General features: G+C 72.9%; 12 protein-coding genes and 1 pseudogene. 7 read left to right on the forward strand and 6 right to left on the reverse strand.

The genetic code is table 11. From position 1 onward, the window contains the following. Positions 1–27: 27 nt before the first annotated feature. Positions 28–2,004 (reverse strand): TPM domain-containing protein, encoded by a 1,977-nt coding sequence (locus ACFV3I_RS08485; protein WP_378822703.1) that lies wholly within the window; start codon positions 2,002–2,004, stop codon positions 28–30. A 53-nt stretch (positions 2,005–2,057) separates the two neighbouring features. Between ACFV3I_RS08485 and ACFV3I_RS08490 the strand changes: the two are divergent. The 5 genes and pseudogenes from ACFV3I_RS08490 to ACFV3I_RS08510 all read left to right on the forward strand — a co-directional run. After that, positions 2,058–2,642 (forward strand): annotated as a pseudogene (locus tag ACFV3I_RS08490) (DUF3097 family protein); the annotation flags it as partial. Between the two features lie 44 nt (positions 2,643–2,686). After that, the gene (trmB, locus tag ACFV3I_RS08495) at positions 2,687–3,412 is read left to right on the forward strand and encodes a tRNA (guanosine(46)-N7)-methyltransferase TrmB (protein WP_136032587.1); all 726 of its coding nucleotides are present in this window, start codon (positions 2,687–2,689) and stop codon (positions 3,410–3,412) included. Continuing rightward, positions 3,409–4,293 (forward strand): CPBP family intramembrane glutamic endopeptidase, encoded by an 885-nt coding sequence (locus tag ACFV3I_RS08500; RefSeq protein ID WP_378822704.1) that lies wholly within the window; start codon positions 3,409–3,411, stop codon positions 4,291–4,293. Before trmB ends, ACFV3I_RS08500 begins: the two co-directional genes overlap by 4 nt. A 40-nt stretch (positions 4,294–4,333) precedes the next feature. Further along, the gene (locus tag ACFV3I_RS08505) at positions 4,334–4,726 is read left to right on the forward strand and encodes a DUF1304 domain-containing protein (RefSeq protein WP_378822705.1); all 393 of its coding nucleotides are present in this window, start codon (positions 4,334–4,336) and stop codon (positions 4,724–4,726) included. A 50-nt stretch (positions 4,727–4,776) separates the two neighbouring features. Beyond that, positions 4,777–5,853 (forward strand): DNA polymerase IV, encoded by a 1,077-nt coding sequence (locus tag ACFV3I_RS08510; protein ID WP_378822706.1) that lies wholly within the window; start codon positions 4,777–4,779, stop codon positions 5,851–5,853. Between the two features lie 2 nt (positions 5,854–5,855). Here ACFV3I_RS08510 and ACFV3I_RS08515 read toward each other — a convergent pair whose 3' ends face one another. Then, complete coding sequence (locus tag ACFV3I_RS08515) at positions 5,856–6,257, reverse strand: RidA family protein (protein ID WP_136035634.1); 402 nt, start codon at positions 6,255–6,257, stop codon at positions 5,856–5,858. A 35-nt stretch (positions 6,258–6,292) separates the two neighbouring features. Continuing rightward, positions 6,293–6,565, reverse strand: coding sequence for a hypothetical protein (locus ACFV3I_RS08520; protein ID WP_378822707.1), 273 nt, complete (start codon positions 6,563–6,565; stop codon positions 6,293–6,295). A gap of 35 nt (positions 6,566–6,600) precedes the next feature. Between ACFV3I_RS08520 and ACFV3I_RS08525 the strand changes: the two genes are divergently transcribed. Then, positions 6,601–8,265 (forward strand): SulP family inorganic anion transporter, encoded by a 1,665-nt coding sequence (locus tag ACFV3I_RS08525; RefSeq protein WP_378822708.1) that lies wholly within the window; start codon positions 6,601–6,603, stop codon positions 8,263–8,265. 279 nt (positions 8,266–8,544) lie between these two features. After that, the gene (locus tag ACFV3I_RS08530; RefSeq protein WP_378822709.1) at positions 8,545–11,049 is read left to right on the forward strand and encodes a LuxR C-terminal-related transcriptional regulator; all 2,505 of its coding nucleotides are present in this window, start codon (positions 8,545–8,547) and stop codon (positions 11,047–11,049) included. 71 nt (positions 11,050–11,120) lie between these two features. On the opposite strand, the gene ACFV3I_RS08535 is transcribed toward ACFV3I_RS08530, so the two are convergent. The 3 genes from ACFV3I_RS08535 to ACFV3I_RS08545 form a co-directional block, all read right to left on the reverse strand. Next, entirely contained in the window at positions 11,121–11,792 is a 672-nt protein-coding gene (locus ACFV3I_RS08535; protein ID WP_378803607.1) for a GAP family protein, read from the reverse strand. A gap of 4 nt (positions 11,793–11,796) precedes the next feature. Further along, positions 11,797–13,467 (reverse strand): SulP family inorganic anion transporter, encoded by a 1,671-nt coding sequence (locus ACFV3I_RS08540; RefSeq protein WP_378822710.1) that lies wholly within the window; start codon positions 13,465–13,467, stop codon positions 11,797–11,799. 80 nt (positions 13,468–13,547) lie between these two features. Continuing rightward, positions 13,548–14,696, reverse strand: a complete 1,149-nt coding sequence (locus ACFV3I_RS08545; protein WP_378822711.1) for an AI-2E family transporter — start codon at positions 14,694–14,696, stop codon at positions 13,548–13,550. Between the last annotated feature and the right edge of the window lie 57 nt (positions 14,697–14,753).

A 14,753-nucleotide genomic window follows, 5' to 3' on the forward strand; every position in this document is an offset into this window, starting at 1 on the left:
GCGTGTCGTACGTGTCTGTGCGGGGGATCAGAAGCGTCGCCCCCCGGAGCGTCCGCGGCTGCCTCCGCCTCCGAAGCCGGAGCTGCGGAAGCCGCCGCCGCCGGAGGAGCGCCAGCCGCTGCTGCTGCGACGCGAGGACCCGCCCCCGCCGCCCGCCAGCAGTCCGCCGATGATCCCGCCGAGGATGTCGCCGCCGATGCCGGAGCCGCCCGAGCCGGTCGAGCCGCCGAAGAGCCCGCCCCAGCTGTCGTCGGCGGCCACGGTCGGGCCGTACGAGCGCACGTCGGACTCGGCCGCCGCGGTCGCCTGTCTGGCGAGGTCGAGCACCCTGGTCGCCTCGGCGAGTGCCCGCTCGACGTCGGTCGTGCGCAGGCTCAGCGCCTGCGTGAGTGCGGCCTCGGCGCTCGCGAGGCGCGTCCGCGCGGCGGAGCCGACCGTGCCGCGGCGGGTCTCGATGAACTCCCTCGTCGCGCGGATCTCGGAGTTCGCCTGGGCCAGCGTGGGCTCGAGCAGCTGTTGCGCACGGCGCGCGCGGTCGACGGCCTCGCGTCCCTGCGCGAGCGCGGCGTCGATCTGCGTGTTCGCGGCCGTGAGCGCGTCGAGTGCGCGCTGCGGATTCTTCGCCGTGCCGGTCAGATCGGCCTGTGCGACCTGCAGCTGCTGGGCGGTGGCGGAGGCCGCGGCGGCGATCGCGCCGGACGGGTCGGGCAGCTGCGCGGCGGCGGCGAGGTCGGACTGCAGCTCCGCGACCAGGGCGGTGGCGGCCCGCTGCGTGGCGGACAGCTCCGTGCCGAGCGCCACGATCGCCCGCACCAGTTGGCCGGCCTGCGCCACGGACTGCTCCGCGGTGCGGATCGCGAACGCCGCCTCGCCCGATCGCCCGGCGGCGATCGCCTGCTCGGCAGCCTGGATCGAGCGGTCGGCGAGGGCTGCACGCTCCTGCGCCTGCGTCGGGTTGTCGGCCACCGTGGGGAACGCGGCCGGATCGTACGCGGCCGAGAGCGCGGCGAGCGACGAGGCGGCGGTCGGCAGCAGCGGGGTCAGTGCGGCGCGCTCTCCGCGCACGCGCTCGAGCTCCTGCGGCGCGTTCTGCTCCAGCTGGCGCAGTGCGTCGAACGCCTCGGTGTTCTCGTCGAGCACGCGGTCGATCTCGTCGGCGAGCTGGATGATGCGGATGTGCCACGCCCGGCGGTCATGGACGGAGTCCTCGATCTCGTCGTCGAGCTTCTGCCGCAGGTCGAACGCCTCCGCGATCTTCGCCTTGGCCTCGTCGACCGCGCGCGTGAACTCGGCCGTCGCCCCGTCGCCGAACTGCGCCACCGCGAAGCCGAGCTCCTCGCGGCTGGACGTGATGGCGTCGTCGGCCTGCACGAGCGCGGCACCGGCCTGCTGCTCGACCTGCGCGTCGGTGAGCGTGGAGAACGGGTCGGCGGGGTCGGGGGTCTCGGGCATCGCGCCGCGCTCGCGGATGGCGGCGTTGCGCCGCGCACGGCGGACGAGCGAGACCACGAGCCAGATCAGCAGCAGCACGACGACGACCGCGACCACGATGAGCGTCACCCGCAGGGCACCCGCGCCGCCGTCGCCCTGGATCCGGTCGGCCGCGAGGGTGATCGCGCCCGCCCAGTCCCCGGCTCCCGCGAGCGGTGCGATGTCGTTCTCGATGCCGTCGAGCTGGCTGTTGCTCAGCGGACCGGAGGAGTCGGCGGAGATGTAGAGGCTGCGGCCGTCGACCGCGATCGCGAGCAGGTACTGCGACGGGCCGAGGTTGTTCGCCGACGCCACCGCGTCGGCCCAGTCCGCGCTGTCGGAGGGGTTGGTGAAGTCGTCGACGAGGACGACGAAGAGGTCGGCCGAGGAGTTGGCCGAGAGCTCCTGCAAGCGGGTCTCGACGGTGCTCTTCTCGGACGGGCTCAGGACCCCGGCCTGATCGGTGACGTACCCGGCGTCGAGCGTGAGCGGATCGGTGGCGGAGGCGGCGGACGTGCTGAACGTCCCGATCATCGCGGCCAGCAGAAGTGCGGCCAGCGCAAGCCACCGTTTCGTCCGCCGCGAAGGAGCAGGGACCGCGACGCACGGCCTCCGGCTCGTTCGCAGTCGCCGACCAGCGCGCCAGGACCGCGCTTCCCAGCCGCATCCTCGTCGAGGGACGCCACGATGCCGAGCTGGTCGAGAAGGTGTGGGGCGCCGACCTGCGGGTGGAGGGCGTCGTGGTGGAGTATCTGCAGGGCGTCGACCTGCTCGACGAGCTCCTCGCCGCCGAGCCGCCCAGCCGCGAGCGGCGCTACGGCGTGCTGGTGGACCACCTCGTGCCGGGATCGAAGGAGTCGCGCATCGCCGAGGCCGTGGCCCGCGGACCCCACGGTCGGCACGTGCGCATCGTCGGCCACCCATTCGTCGACGTGTGGCAGTGCGTCACCCCGCAGGCGCTGGGCATCGCGGCGTGGCCCGAGATCCCGCGCGGCGTGGACTGGAAGACGGGCATCTGCCGCGCGTTCGGATGGCCGCACGAGACCCAGGCCGACACCGCGCGGGCCTGGCAGCACATCCTGTCCAAAGTCACCACGTATCGCGACCTCGAACCCGCGCTGCTCGGCCGTGTGGAGGAGCTGATCGACTTCGTCACGGAGCCGGCGGGCTAGCGCTCCGGTCCGGGCGGCGGAGCGCCGACGGCTACCCTGGAACCATGCCCGAACCCCGCACGTTCCGCGACGAACCGGTGTCTTTCGTGCGCCGCAGCGGCCGGATGTCCGACGCGCAGGAGCGCGCCTTCGCCGAGCTCGGCCCGCAGTACCTGCTGGACGTGCCGCGCGACGTGGCCTGGACCTCGGTGCACCCGGAAGCACGGCTCGACCCCGCGGCCGAGTACGGCAGGCACGCCGACCTGTACGTCGAGATCGGCTCGGGCCAGGGCCACGCGATCGTCGCCGCCGCGACCTCCCGCCCGGACGACGACTTCCTGGCGGTCGAGGTGTTCCGGGCGGGACTCGCGCGCACCATGCTCGATGCCGACCGGGAGGGCGCGCGCAACCTCCGCGTGGTCGAGGCCAACGCGCCCGAGGTGCTGTCGTCGTACCTGCCCGAGGGTGCCGCGCGCGAGGTGTGGATCTTCTTCCCCGACCCCTGGCACAAGAAGCGGCACACCAAGCGCCGCCTCGTCCGTGCGGGCTTCGGGGCGACCGCGGCCAGGGCGCTGCGCGACGGCGGTCTGCTGCGGCTCGCGACCGACTGGGAGGACTATGCGCTCCAGATGCGCGAGGTGCTCGACGAGGATCCGCTCTTCGAGCGCGCGTTCGACGGTGAGTGGGCGGAGCGCTTCGACGGGCGCGTGATGACGGCCTTCGAGCGGAAGGGCATCGCGAAGGGACGCGACATCCGCGACCTCGTATACCGTCGGCGGGCGCGCGCGTGACCCTGCCCGCGACGGCCACCTCCCTCCGTGCGGGCGGCGTGGTGGCGGCCGCGCTCGTGTGCGCCGCGGCTCCGGCGTTCTTCGTGCTGGAACTGCCCTGGCTCGGGTGGCTGCTGCTCGCGGTCGGGGTCGCTGCGGCGTGGTTCGCGGAGCGCTCGGGGAACGTCCGACGGACGGACGCGACGGAGGCTGGCGCGGTGCCGGAGGACGGGCGGCGACGGACCCCGTCGCTCGCGCGCGACCTGTCGCTCATCGCGGTCGGCATGCTGATCGTGAGCGTCATCCCGCTCGCCGCGGAGCTGGACAACCTCGCGATGCTGCGCTTCACCCTCGCGCTGGGCGGCGCGGTCGCCGTGCCGTACCTGATCTCCCGCTTCGTGTACGGCGACCGGGCGATCTCGTTCCCGTGGCGCACGGGTCGGCGCTGGGGGCGGCTCCAGTGGGGCTGGCTGGTGGCCGTGCTCGTGCTGGGCTGGCTGATCCTGCCGTACTACTTCATCACCAGCGGCGTCTACCAGAACTGGCCGGTGGTCGACACGCCCGACCTCATCGCCCGCCTGTTCGTCGGCGTCGGCGCGGTCGGCATCTGGGACGAGCTGTTCTTCATCTGCACCGTCTTCGCCCTGCTGCGGCGGCACTTCCCTGACGCCCTGGCGAACGTGCTCCAGTCGATCGTGTTCGTGTCGTTCCTGTGGGAGCTGGGCTATCGCGAGTGGGGACCGCTGCTGACCATCCCGTTCGCGCTGCTGCAGGGCTTCATCTTCCTCCGCACGCACTCTCTCGCCTACGTGGTGACCGTCCACCTGCTGTTCGACGCCGTCGTGTTCGCGGTCCTCGTCCATGCCCACAACCCCGGGCTGCTGCCGGTCTTCCTCGTGTGAGCGGCTTGCCCCGCCGCGCCCCGTGACGGGACAATCGGGTGTGCTCATCGTCGGACTCGTCCTCGCCGCGGCCGCTGCGGCCTTCCACGTCTTCATCTTCGCGCTCGAATCCCTGCGCTGGACCGAGCCGGAGACCCGCAAGATCTTCGGCGTCGCGAGCGAGGCCGACGCCGTGACCATGAAGCAGCTCGCGTTCAACCAGGGCTTCTACAACCTGTTCCTGGCGCTCACGACGCTGCTGGGCATCGGGCTCGTGATCGTCGGCGCCGTCACGGTGGGCGTGACGCTCGTGCTGGCCGGCACCGGGATGATGCTCGCCGCGTCCCTCGTGCTGGTGCTCTCCGATCGCTCGAAGGCACGCGCCGCCGCGATGCAGGGAACCCTGCCGCTGCTCGCCGTGCTCGCGACCGCGATCGGGCTCGGCCTGGGCTGAACCCCGGCGCGAGGGGTGACTTTTGCCCGCACAGCCGCCACACTCGGTGCATGGCCGAGTGGGTGCTGCACGTGGACATGGACCAGTTCATCGCCGCCGTCGAGGTGCTGCGCCGCCCCGAGCTCGCCGGTCGACCCGTGATCGTCGGCGGGCGCGGCGACCCCACCGAGCGCGCGGTCGTCTCCACCGCCTCGTACGAGGCGAGGGCCTACGGGATCGGCTCGGGCATGCCGTTGAAGATCGCCGCGCGCAAGGCGCCGGAGGACGCGGTGTTCCTTCCGGTCGACCACGAGGAGTACGAGCGGGCGTCGGACGCGGTGATGTCGGCGCTGCGGGAGCTGCCGGGCGTGGTGGTGGAGGTGCTCGGTTGGGACGAGTGCTTCCTCGGTGTCTCTGCCGACGACCCGGAAGGGGTCGCGCGGGCGGCGCAGGCGGCGGTGCGGGAGGCGACCGCACTGCACTGCTCGGTCGGCATCGGGGACAACAAGGTGCGCGCCAAGATCGCGACCGAGTTCGGAAAGCCGCGGGGGGTGTTCCGCCTCACGTCCGACAACTGGTTCGAGGTGATGGGCGAGCGCGGGACGAGAGAGCTGTGGGGGATCGGCCCCAAGGTGCAGAAGCGTCTGGCCGGGCACGGCATCACGACCGTGCGCGAGCTGGCCGACGCGGACGAGCAGGAGCTGATCGCCGAATTCGGGCCGCGGATGGGCGTGTGGTACCACGGCCTCGGCTCCGGGCTCGGGCCCACCGCGGTCGACGACACCCCCTGGGTCGCCCGCAGCCACAGCCGGGAGACCACCTACCAGCAGAACCTCACGACGCCCGAGCAGGTGGAGGCGGCGCTCCGGGAGCTCGCCGGACAGGCCTTCGACGACTGCGCGAAGGAGGGGCGGGCCGTCGTGCGTGTGCACCTCAAGGTGCGCTACGCCCCGTTCGACACCAAAACCTTCGGCCACAAGCTGCCCGCCCCCGCCACCCGCCGCGACGAGGTGGTGGCGGAGGCCCTGCGGCTCGGCGCCACCCTCGACCCCGCGCGGGAGGTGCGGCTGCTCGGCGTGCGGGCGGAGATGACGCCGCCGGACACCCCGGACACGGTGGAGCGTACCCCCGTGCGCGGCCGCCTCTGACCTCAGTCGCGGATGACCGCGGCGACCGCGCTCACCTCGATCAGGGCGCCGGGGACCCCGAGCCCTGCCACGAGAGCGGCTGTCACGAGCGGCGGCGCCCCCTCGCGCGCCAGCGTGGGCGCCACGGCACCGTACGCGGCGCGGAGATCGGCATCCTGATGGATCAGGATCGTCCAGCTGAGGACGTCGTCGAGCGACGCGCCCGCCGACTCGAGCGCCACCCGCGCGTTCTGCACCGCGCGCACGGACTGCTCGCCGACGTCGGTCGAGACGACGGCACCGGACTCGTCGACGCCGTTCTGGCCCCCGACGTAGATGGTCGTCGCCCCGGGAGGCACGACCGCGACATGGCTGAAGGCCGGGCTGGCCACGAGGCCGGCCGGCTGCGTGAGTGTGATCTGCATGCGCGCATCCTCCTCCCGGCCACCGACATCGGCATTCAGACCCGGGTCCGCTGCCACGTCGGCCGACGGTGGAGCGTGCGGATGGTCCACGGACCGTGAGGGCGCGCGGCGGGGTTCGCGCCCCCACGACCGTGCCCTTCGAGAGGGCCCCAGACGATCGCGAGATCGAGCACGTCGGTGTCGTCGGACTTCGACGGCACGGTGGGACGATACTCGCGGTGGGAGCGCTGCCGCACCGGGTGGCGCGCGAGTTCACCCGGGTGATCGGCGGGGCGGCCCGGCCGGAAGCGCGCGGCGCGTCGGTCCACCGCAGTACGCTTCCCTCACGGTGGAGGGAGAACGGATGGGCGCGAGGCGCAGGCCGCCCTGGCTGCTCAGCACTCTCGACGGGTATCGACGCGGATGGATGACGGGCGACGTCGTCGCCGGTCTCGCCGCGGGAGCCGTGGTCGTGCCGCAGGCGATGGCCTATGCGACGATCGCCAACCTCCCCGTGCAGGTGGGCCTCTACACGTGCATCGTGCCGATGCTGGTGTACGCGGTGCTGGGCGGCAGTCGCGCCATGAGCGTGTCGACCACGTCGACCATCGCCACGCTGACCGCCACGACCCTGGTCTCGGCCGGGGTCGCCGCGGGGTCGGACGACGCCCTCGGCTCGCTCATGATGCTCACGCTCCTCGTGGGCGCGATCCTGCTGCTGGCGCGGCTGTGCCGCCTCGGGAGCCTGGTGGAGAACATCAGCGGGGCGACCGTTCTGGGGCTCAAGATCGGGGTCGGTGCGACCGTGGCCGTCGGGCAGCTGCCGAAACTCCTGGGAGAGACGTTCGACTTCTCCGGACACGGCTTCCTGCGGTCGCTCGTCGCCGTGGGCGAGGCGGCGGCGAGTGTGAACCCGGCGACCGTGCTGCTGTCGGCCGGATCGATCGCGGTGCTGCTGCTGTGCCGACGCTTCCTCCCCCGGGTCCCTGGCGCCCTGGTGGTCGTGCTCGGAGGCATCCTCCTGGTGGGCCTGGGCCACGTCGACCGGCTCGGCGTCGATCTGATCGAACCGGTCCCCAGCGGCCTTCCCGTGCCCGGGGTGCCCGACTTCGCACAGGCTCCCGTCCTCGTTCCCGGTGCCCTCGCGATCGCCGTGATGGCGTTCCTCGAGTCGGCGGCGGTCGCCCGCAGCCTGCGACGGCCCGCCGAGCCTCCGATCGACAGCGACCAGGAGCTGCTCGCCACGGGCGCGGCCAACACGGTCGGCTCGTTCTTCGCCGCGATGCCGGCCGCCGGGGGCTTCTCCCAGAGCGCGGTGAACCAGGGCGCCGGGGCGCGCACCCAACTCGCGACGCTCGTCACCGTGGTCCTCGCGGTGCTCGTGGCGCTGTTCCTCGGCCCGGTCCTGAGCCTGCTGCCGGAGGCCACCCTCGCCGCGCTGGTGTTCATCGCGGTCGTCGGACTGGTCGACGTGCCGCAGCTCGTGCGCTGGTTCCGGATCAGCCGCACGGACTTCTGGATCGCGACCGCGGTCGCGGTGATCGGACTGACGGCCGGGCTGCTCCCGGCCGTCGCGATCGGGGTGGTCGTGACGCTGATCCTGGTGCTGCGCGAGCTGAACGTGCCGCGGGTGCGCGTGACGACGCGCGTGGGCCCCGTGGTCGCGATCGAGCTGGAGCGGGGACTGTACACCGCGAACGCCCTCGCGAACGAACGGCTCGTGCTCGACACCGTCGCGGGTCTGCAGCCCCCGGTGACCGCGGTGGTGCTCGGGCTGCAGCAGCAGACGGCGGTGTCCATCACCGTGCTCGACGCGCTGGAGGAACTGGATCGCGAGCTTGCGCAGCGGGGGGTGACGATGCACGTCGCGGCCCTGCCTGACGGGGCGGCGGAGGTCGCCGGGCGGGTGCCCTGGTTCGCGGGACTGGAACGGCAGGGACGGGTGCACGCGACCGTCGACATCGGGGTGGGCACCGCCGGCGGCGTGCAGGGCGACGTGCACCCGGACGACGCCCGCGACGACCGCTGACCCGCGCGAGGGGGAGGCCGCGGCGGGCCGACACGGCGCGGCGCTGATCTGGCGGGGCCGCGGTCCCTCATCGCGGGCGTCGGCGGGTCGGGGCGTCGGCCCCGCCGTGAGCAGGGGCATGCCCTTGCGGAACCGCTCTCATCGGGGAATATACTGCCGCCGAGGGGGAGAGCCGCTTCAGGATCGGGGGGACCGATGACGGAAGATGCTCGACACGGAGGTGGGACGACCAGTCCCATCCCCACATCGATGAAGGGCGAGGTACGGAGGGAACGACTGTTGACCCGGCTCAGCGCCGCGATGGAGGAGCCGTGGTCGCTCACGCTCGTGGGCGCGCCGGCCGGCGCCGGCAAGACGCGGCTGCTCGCGCAGTGGTCGCGTGAGCTGCGCGAGCACGCCGACGTCGAGGTCGTGTGGGTCGCGATGGAGCGCGGCGACGGCGTCGACACCCTGATCGCGGGTCTCGAACGGATCCCCGATCCCGCACTGCAGCGCGGCTTCGCCCGCGTGCCCCGCGGTCACGGGGCGGCCACCATGCGCGGACTCGCCAGGGCGCTCGACGCGGCCCGCAGACGGATCGTGATCATCGTCGACGACGTGCACCACCTTCAGGACGACGAGTCCGCCCACCTGATGTCGGTGTTCGTGCAGACGGTCCCCGGTGACGTGCACGTCGTGCTGTCCGGTCGCGGCACGCGCATGATCCCGCTGGCCCGTCGTCGGCTCAGCGGCATCGCTCTCGAACTCGACGGTGCTGCCCTGGCGTTCCGTCCACACGAGATCCAGGCGTTCTTCGCGCTCCGCGACCTGCACCTGAACCCGAGCGAGATCGCCGCGCTGCTGACCCGCACCGCGGGGTGGGCCGCGGCGCTGCAGCTCATGATGCTCAACGCCCCCGGCGGGGGCCCGGTCGGGGCCTACCCGCTCCGGGGAGACGACCCCGACGTGGTCGACTACTTCGTGGAGGAGGTCTTCGGAGACCTCAGTGACGAGCTGCGCGGCTTCCTGGAGACGACGGCCGTCCCCGAGTCGTTCACGACCGCACTCGCGACCGCCCTCTGCGGCAGCGCACGCGCGGGCGCTCTGATCGAGCGGTTGCTGCGGCTCAACGTGCTCGCCGGCCCGGACGGCGCGGACCCCCCGCGGTACCACTACCACCCGCTGCTGCGCGCTTTCCTACTCGGGCGCCTGCGCGCCAGGGGCAGCAGCGAGCCCGCCCGGCTCGAGGGCATCGCGTCGGCGTGGTTCGACGGGCAGGGAGAAGCCCTTCCCGCACTGGTCCACGCCGTGCGCAGCGGAGAGGAGTTCTGCGTCTCGGCGATCCTCCGTCGCAGCGGCATGCAGCTCGTGCTCGACGGCCACCCCGACGAGGTCGTCGCGGCGACCGGGGAGCTGACCGCGCAGCGCCGCGCGGAGCCGGGGGTGCGGATGCTGATCGCGGCGGCCGAGCTCACCCGCGGGAACGCGTCCGCGGCGGTCGCGGCGCTGTCGTCGACGCCGGAGACGGACGAGTCGGACGTGCACCGGGCGTGGAGGCGGGGGCTCGCGCTGCACACGGCACTGCGCCGAGGGGGGATCGACGACGCGCTCGCCGCGGTGGGCTCGGAGCTCCGCACGCCGACGGGCGAGGAGCGGATCGACGCCTACGCGACGCTGCAGCTCGCGATGGCCCAGCTCTTCACCGGCCGGCTGGAGCAGTCCGAGGTGTCGGCCAGACGGGCGGCCGACCTGGCGCGGGCGATCGGTGCCGTATCGGCGGAGCTGCAGGCGGAGACCGCGCTCCTCACGGCAGCCCTGTTCCGCGGGCGGCTGCGCGAGGTGATGGATGCGAGTGCGGCCCTGGACGAGCGGTGGCATGAGCTCGGCGCACCGGACAACGCGTTCGTCGAGGTCGCCCGGGTGTGGCGATCGTGGGTGCCGTACGAGGCCATGAACCTGCTCGACGCGAGTCCGGCGCTGCTGCCGTCGGCGCGGGTCCTCGACGCGGGAGGGGAGACCGCGATCGCGCGGGGGCTGCACGGGTTGCAGGCACTGCTCGCCGCGGACGCGGTCGACGACGCCCACGCCGCGGCCATGGCGCTGTTCGACTTCCTTGCGCCGCGGGAGGACCTCCCGTTGCCGGTGCACTGGTACGCCATGATGGCGCCGTTCGTGGTGCACGCGTTCCACCGTCTGAACGAGCCCACGATCCGCGACCGCTTCATCGACGAGGTGGAGGCGGCGCTCGGCGAGACCGGGGACGTGCTGGTCCTCCGTGCGCTCGCCGCGATGCACGACCGACGGCCCGGTGTCGCGCGCGGAGCCCTCGTCCCGGTGCTGGAGGGGGCCGCACGCTGCCTGCTGCCGGCGTCGATGATCGACGCCTGGCTGGTGGAGTCGCACCTCGACGTGGAGGACGCCGAGCCGGATCGGGCGCAGTTCGCCCTCGCCACCGCGCTCGCGCTCGCCGAGCCGGAGGACCACGTCCGCCGGGTCGCGGAGGCCGGGACGGTCGTGACGCAGCTGCTGGCGGCGCGAGCGACCCCCGGTTCGCGCACCCGGTTCGCCGACCGCGTGCGCGAGCGGTTCACCGCCGCCGGCGTCCTGGCGGAGGAGGAGCTGACGCACCGCGAGCGCATCGTGCTGGCCGCCCTGTGCCGCAACGCCACGCTGCGGGAGATCGCCGCGCAGGAGTACATCTCCCCGAACACGGTCAAGACGCACGTGCGCAACATCTACCGCAAGCTCGGCGTGTCCGACCGCGAGGGGGTGACGGCGGCCGCCCACGCGCTCGGCATCGGGTGATCCCCGACTCGTCGCGAGGCGGTCACAGCGGTCCCGCGTCGTTCCCGTTCCCGCGCTCCGGCTGCGGCGACTCAGAACGCGGCGATGCCCTTGCCGATCATCGACACGCCGATGACGAGGAGGAGCACGGCCATGATGACCGCGTTCTCCTGGGCGAGCCAGCCGCGCAGGGCGTCGAGCGGGCCCCGCAGCCGCTCGGCCGCGACCAGGTACCCCACCACCGGTACGAGGACCGTCGACGCGGCGATCAGCGTGAACACGCCGATCACCACGACCAGGGCCCCGCCGTCCAGGCCGGCCGCGCCGATGTCCACCCCCGCTCCCGCCGCCATCAGCAGGTTCTTCGGGTTCACGGCGGAGAGCAGGAATCCGAGCCCGAGTGCCATCGGGAACCGCATCGTGTCGATCGCCTTCATCCACGCCGGCATGCTGGCGGTGCGACCGGCGCCGGGGCGACGGCGCCACTGTCCCACCGCGAGCAGCAGCAGGCCGACGCCGAGCAGCAGCTGCACCGTGCCGCGGATGGGTCGCGAGGCGTCGGGGTCCTGCTCGGGGAGCACGGCGGACAGCAGCGTGAACACGCTCACGGCGACCACGATGCCCGCGATCCAGCCCAGGAGGAAGCCCACGCTCGTGACGCGCGCCTTGGGCGACAGCAGCATCAGGATCGCCGCGATGATGGGGATCGGGCTGATCGCGATGCCGAGCGCGAGGGGGAGGACACTTCCGATGGCGGCTCCCATGGGTCTACCTCTCGTCGGGCGCCGGCTCGGGGGCCGACGCGGTCAGGGCGGCGATCGCCGCGCGGTTGGTGGCGTGCAGCGGCTCGCCGTCGAGCAGGTCCAGCTCGGACAGCCGCCGCCAGGTGTTCGCGCGCACGCGGCTGAACGACAGCGAGATCGAGCGGTCGGCGAGCCAGCGTTTGAGAGCGGCGAACGACTCGGCGCCCGTGACGTCGACGTCGGTCACGGCCTCCATGTCGACGACGAGGTGCTGCACCGCGCCGTCGCCCGCGGCCCGGATCGCCTCCTTCACCGCGGACGTGAACACCGTGCCGTTGGCGAAGAAGAGCGGCGCGGCCAGGCGCACCACGATGATGCCCGGTGCCGTCGTCGTTCCGGACGGCGCGTCCTCCAGCAGCGACTCCGCCGGATCGCCCGAGGCCTCCAGCACGTCGATCGCGGGGGAGGCCGCGCGCTTGGCGAGGTTGATGAGGGCCAGCACGAACGCGACGAGGATCCCGGGGATCGAGCCGATCAGGAGCGTGACGAGGAAGCAGACCGCGCCGATCAGGAACTCGAACCGGTCCTTGCGCCACAGGTCGATGAACTCCCGCACGCCCAGCAGCGGGATGATCGCGACGCCCACGATCGCCCCGATCGCCGGTGAGGGGATGTCCTCCAGCAGCGCCGTCCCGAACAGCAGCAGCAGCAGGGTGCCGACGGCGAGCACGACCGAGGGCAGCTGCGTGCGCGAGCCCGCCTGGTCCATCGCGGCCGTGCGCGACGTGGACGAGCCGACCGCGAAGCTGCCCTGCGCGCCGGCTGCGACGTTCGCGACCCCGAACGCGAGCAGGTCGCGGTTGGCTCGGAACGGGTACCCGTGCTTCTCCGCGTACGACCGCGACACCAGCAGGCCCTCGGCCGTGGTGACCAGGGTGAGCGCGATCGCGGACGGCACGAGCGCCAGCCACGTGCCCCAGTCCAGCACGGGCCACGTCAGCGCGGGGGGACCGGCGGGGACGGCGCCCAGCACGTCGACCCCGCGGTCGTCGAGTCCCGCCAGCAGCACGAGCACGGTCGTGAGGATCAGGACGACGAGTGCCCACGGGACCGCGCGCAGGAAGGCCTTCCCGATCAGAAGGACCGCGACCGAGCCGGCGGCGATCAGCAGGGACCAACCGTTGAGCGTGGGCAGTCCGCCGATCAGCGCAACTGCCTTCTCGGGGAACTCGGCACCGGAGTCGATCTTCACGCCCAGCATCTTGGCGATCTGGCTCACCATGATGTCCAGCGCGAGGCCGCCCAAGAAGCCGACCAGGATCGGTTTCGACAGGAAGTCGGCGAGGAAGCCGAGCCGGAACACCGCCAGGAGCACGAACATCAGCCCGGACAGCACGGCCTGCGCGAGTGCGAGCGTGGCGTAGTCGGCGCTCCCGGCCACGGCCAGCCCGCCGACGGACGAGGCGACGAGCGCGGCCGCCGCCGCGTCGGGAGAGGCGACGAGCTGCCGCGACGACACGACCAGCGCGTACAGCACGGTGGGGACGATCAGCGCGTAAAGCCCGGCGGTCGCGGGCAGCCCGGCGATCTGGGCGTATCCGATGTTCAACGGGATGGCGATCGCGAGCAGGGTGACGCCCGCCGTCAGCTCCGTGAGGGCGTTGCGCGCCGTCAGACCGGCGAGCGGTCGTTGCATCCCCGCCTCCTCTCGCCGCGGCACCGAGCGCCGCGCGTCCACCCTTCCACCGCGGCGTGTGCCCTCGCCAGCGGGATCGGTCAAGCTCCCCCTGGTGATTTCCGGTCGGGCTCTGCGGCGGCGTCGGGCTCCGGTCGTGCGGGAACGGTCGGGGGCGGAGCGGCCGAGCGGTCGCCGGACAGCCAGCGCAGCCAGGTGCTGCCGGGGTCGACCTCCAGCACCAGGGTGCGTACGACCAGCGTGAGCGGCACGGCGAGGATCGCCCCGAGCGGACCGATCACGAACGTCCAGAACACCACCGAGAAGAAGCTCAGCGTCAGGCTCAGGTCGACCGCGTCGCTCACGAACTTCGGCTGCACGAGAACCTGCAGCACGACGTTGACGACGCAGTACACCGCGACGACGGCGAGAAGGAGGGGCCAGCCGCCCACCACGAGCGCCAGCACCGCGGGCGGGATGAGGCCGAGCACAAACCCGATGTTCGGCACGAAGTTCGTCACGAACGCGAGGATCGCCCAGACGAGCGGCGCTGGCACGCCCATCCACCACAGGGCGAGCCCGTCGATCACGGCGACGATCGCGCCGAAGATCGCGTTGACGACGAAGTAGCGGCGCACGCCGCGGTTCAGTCGGGTGATGCGCTCGATCGACGCCCGACGCGTCGTCCCGAACACCTCGCCCGCCCGCTGGTATCGGGCCGCGTCGACCGCGAGGAACACGATGTACGCGCACACGAAGAACAGTGCGGTCGCGACGCCGACCACGGTGCCGCCCACCCGGCTCGCGGCGGCGAGGAGCGTCTCGGGGTCGAGGACGGAGGCCGCGGTGTCGGTCGCGGCGTCCTCGAGCCCGAGCGACTGCAGCAGTGCGACCAGGTCGTCGGCCGTGCGACGGAGGCTGCCGTCCGTCGCGAGGTCGCCGATCAGCCCGGCGAACTGGATCCCGGCGAGCCACAGCAGGGCGCCCATCGCCACGAGGATCGCGATCGACACCACGATCACGGCGGTGGATCCCGTCCACGCCGGCCAGCCGCGCCGCCCGAAGGGACGGCGCACGGGATCGCACACCACGACGATGACGACGGCGAGGGCGAGGGGGCTGAACACGTCCCGCGCGACGGAGAGGCCCGCGAGCGCGACGGCACCGGCGGCGAGGGCCAGCAGGACGCGCAGGGAGGGGGACAGGGAGCCGTCGATGACGCGTTCGGGGGAGGTGGGGGAGGTGGTCACGCGGTCAGCGTAGCCGCGCGCGGGGGCGTGCGCCGTGGCCCGTCCTTCTCATCCGGG

The sequence above is a fragment of the Microbacterium sp. NPDC059771 genome (assembly GCF_042732495.1).
GTDB lineage: Bacteria > Actinomycetota > Actinomycetes > Actinomycetales > Microbacteriaceae > Microbacterium > Microbacterium sufflavum.

Excerpts from the sequence above, each read along its gene's own strand:
- ACFV3I_RS08485 (WP_378822703.1), bottom strand. The coding sequence starts at position 2,004 with ATGATCGGGACGTTCAGCACGTCCGCCGCCTCCGCCACCGATCCGCTC.
- trmB (WP_136032587.1), top strand. The coding sequence starts at position 2,687 with ATGCCCGAACCCCGCACGTTCCGCGACGAACCGGTGTCTTTCGTGCGC.
- ACFV3I_RS08510 (WP_378822706.1), top strand. The coding sequence starts at position 4,777 with ATGGCCGAGTGGGTGCTGCACGTGGACATGGACCAGTTCATCGCCGCC.
- ACFV3I_RS08515 (WP_136035634.1), bottom strand. The coding sequence starts at position 6,257 with ATGCAGATCACACTCACGCAGCCGGCCGGCCTCGTGGCCAGCCCGGCC.
- ACFV3I_RS08525 (WP_378822708.1), top strand. The coding sequence starts at position 6,601 with ATGGGCGCGAGGCGCAGGCCGCCCTGGCTGCTCAGCACTCTCGACGGG.
- ACFV3I_RS08535 (WP_378803607.1), bottom strand. The coding sequence starts at position 11,792 with ATGGGAGCCGCCATCGGAAGTGTCCTCCCCCTCGCGCTCGGCATCGCG.
- ACFV3I_RS08540 (WP_378822710.1), bottom strand. The coding sequence starts at position 13,467 with ATGCAACGACCGCTCGCCGGTCTGACGGCGCGCAACGCCCTCACGGAG.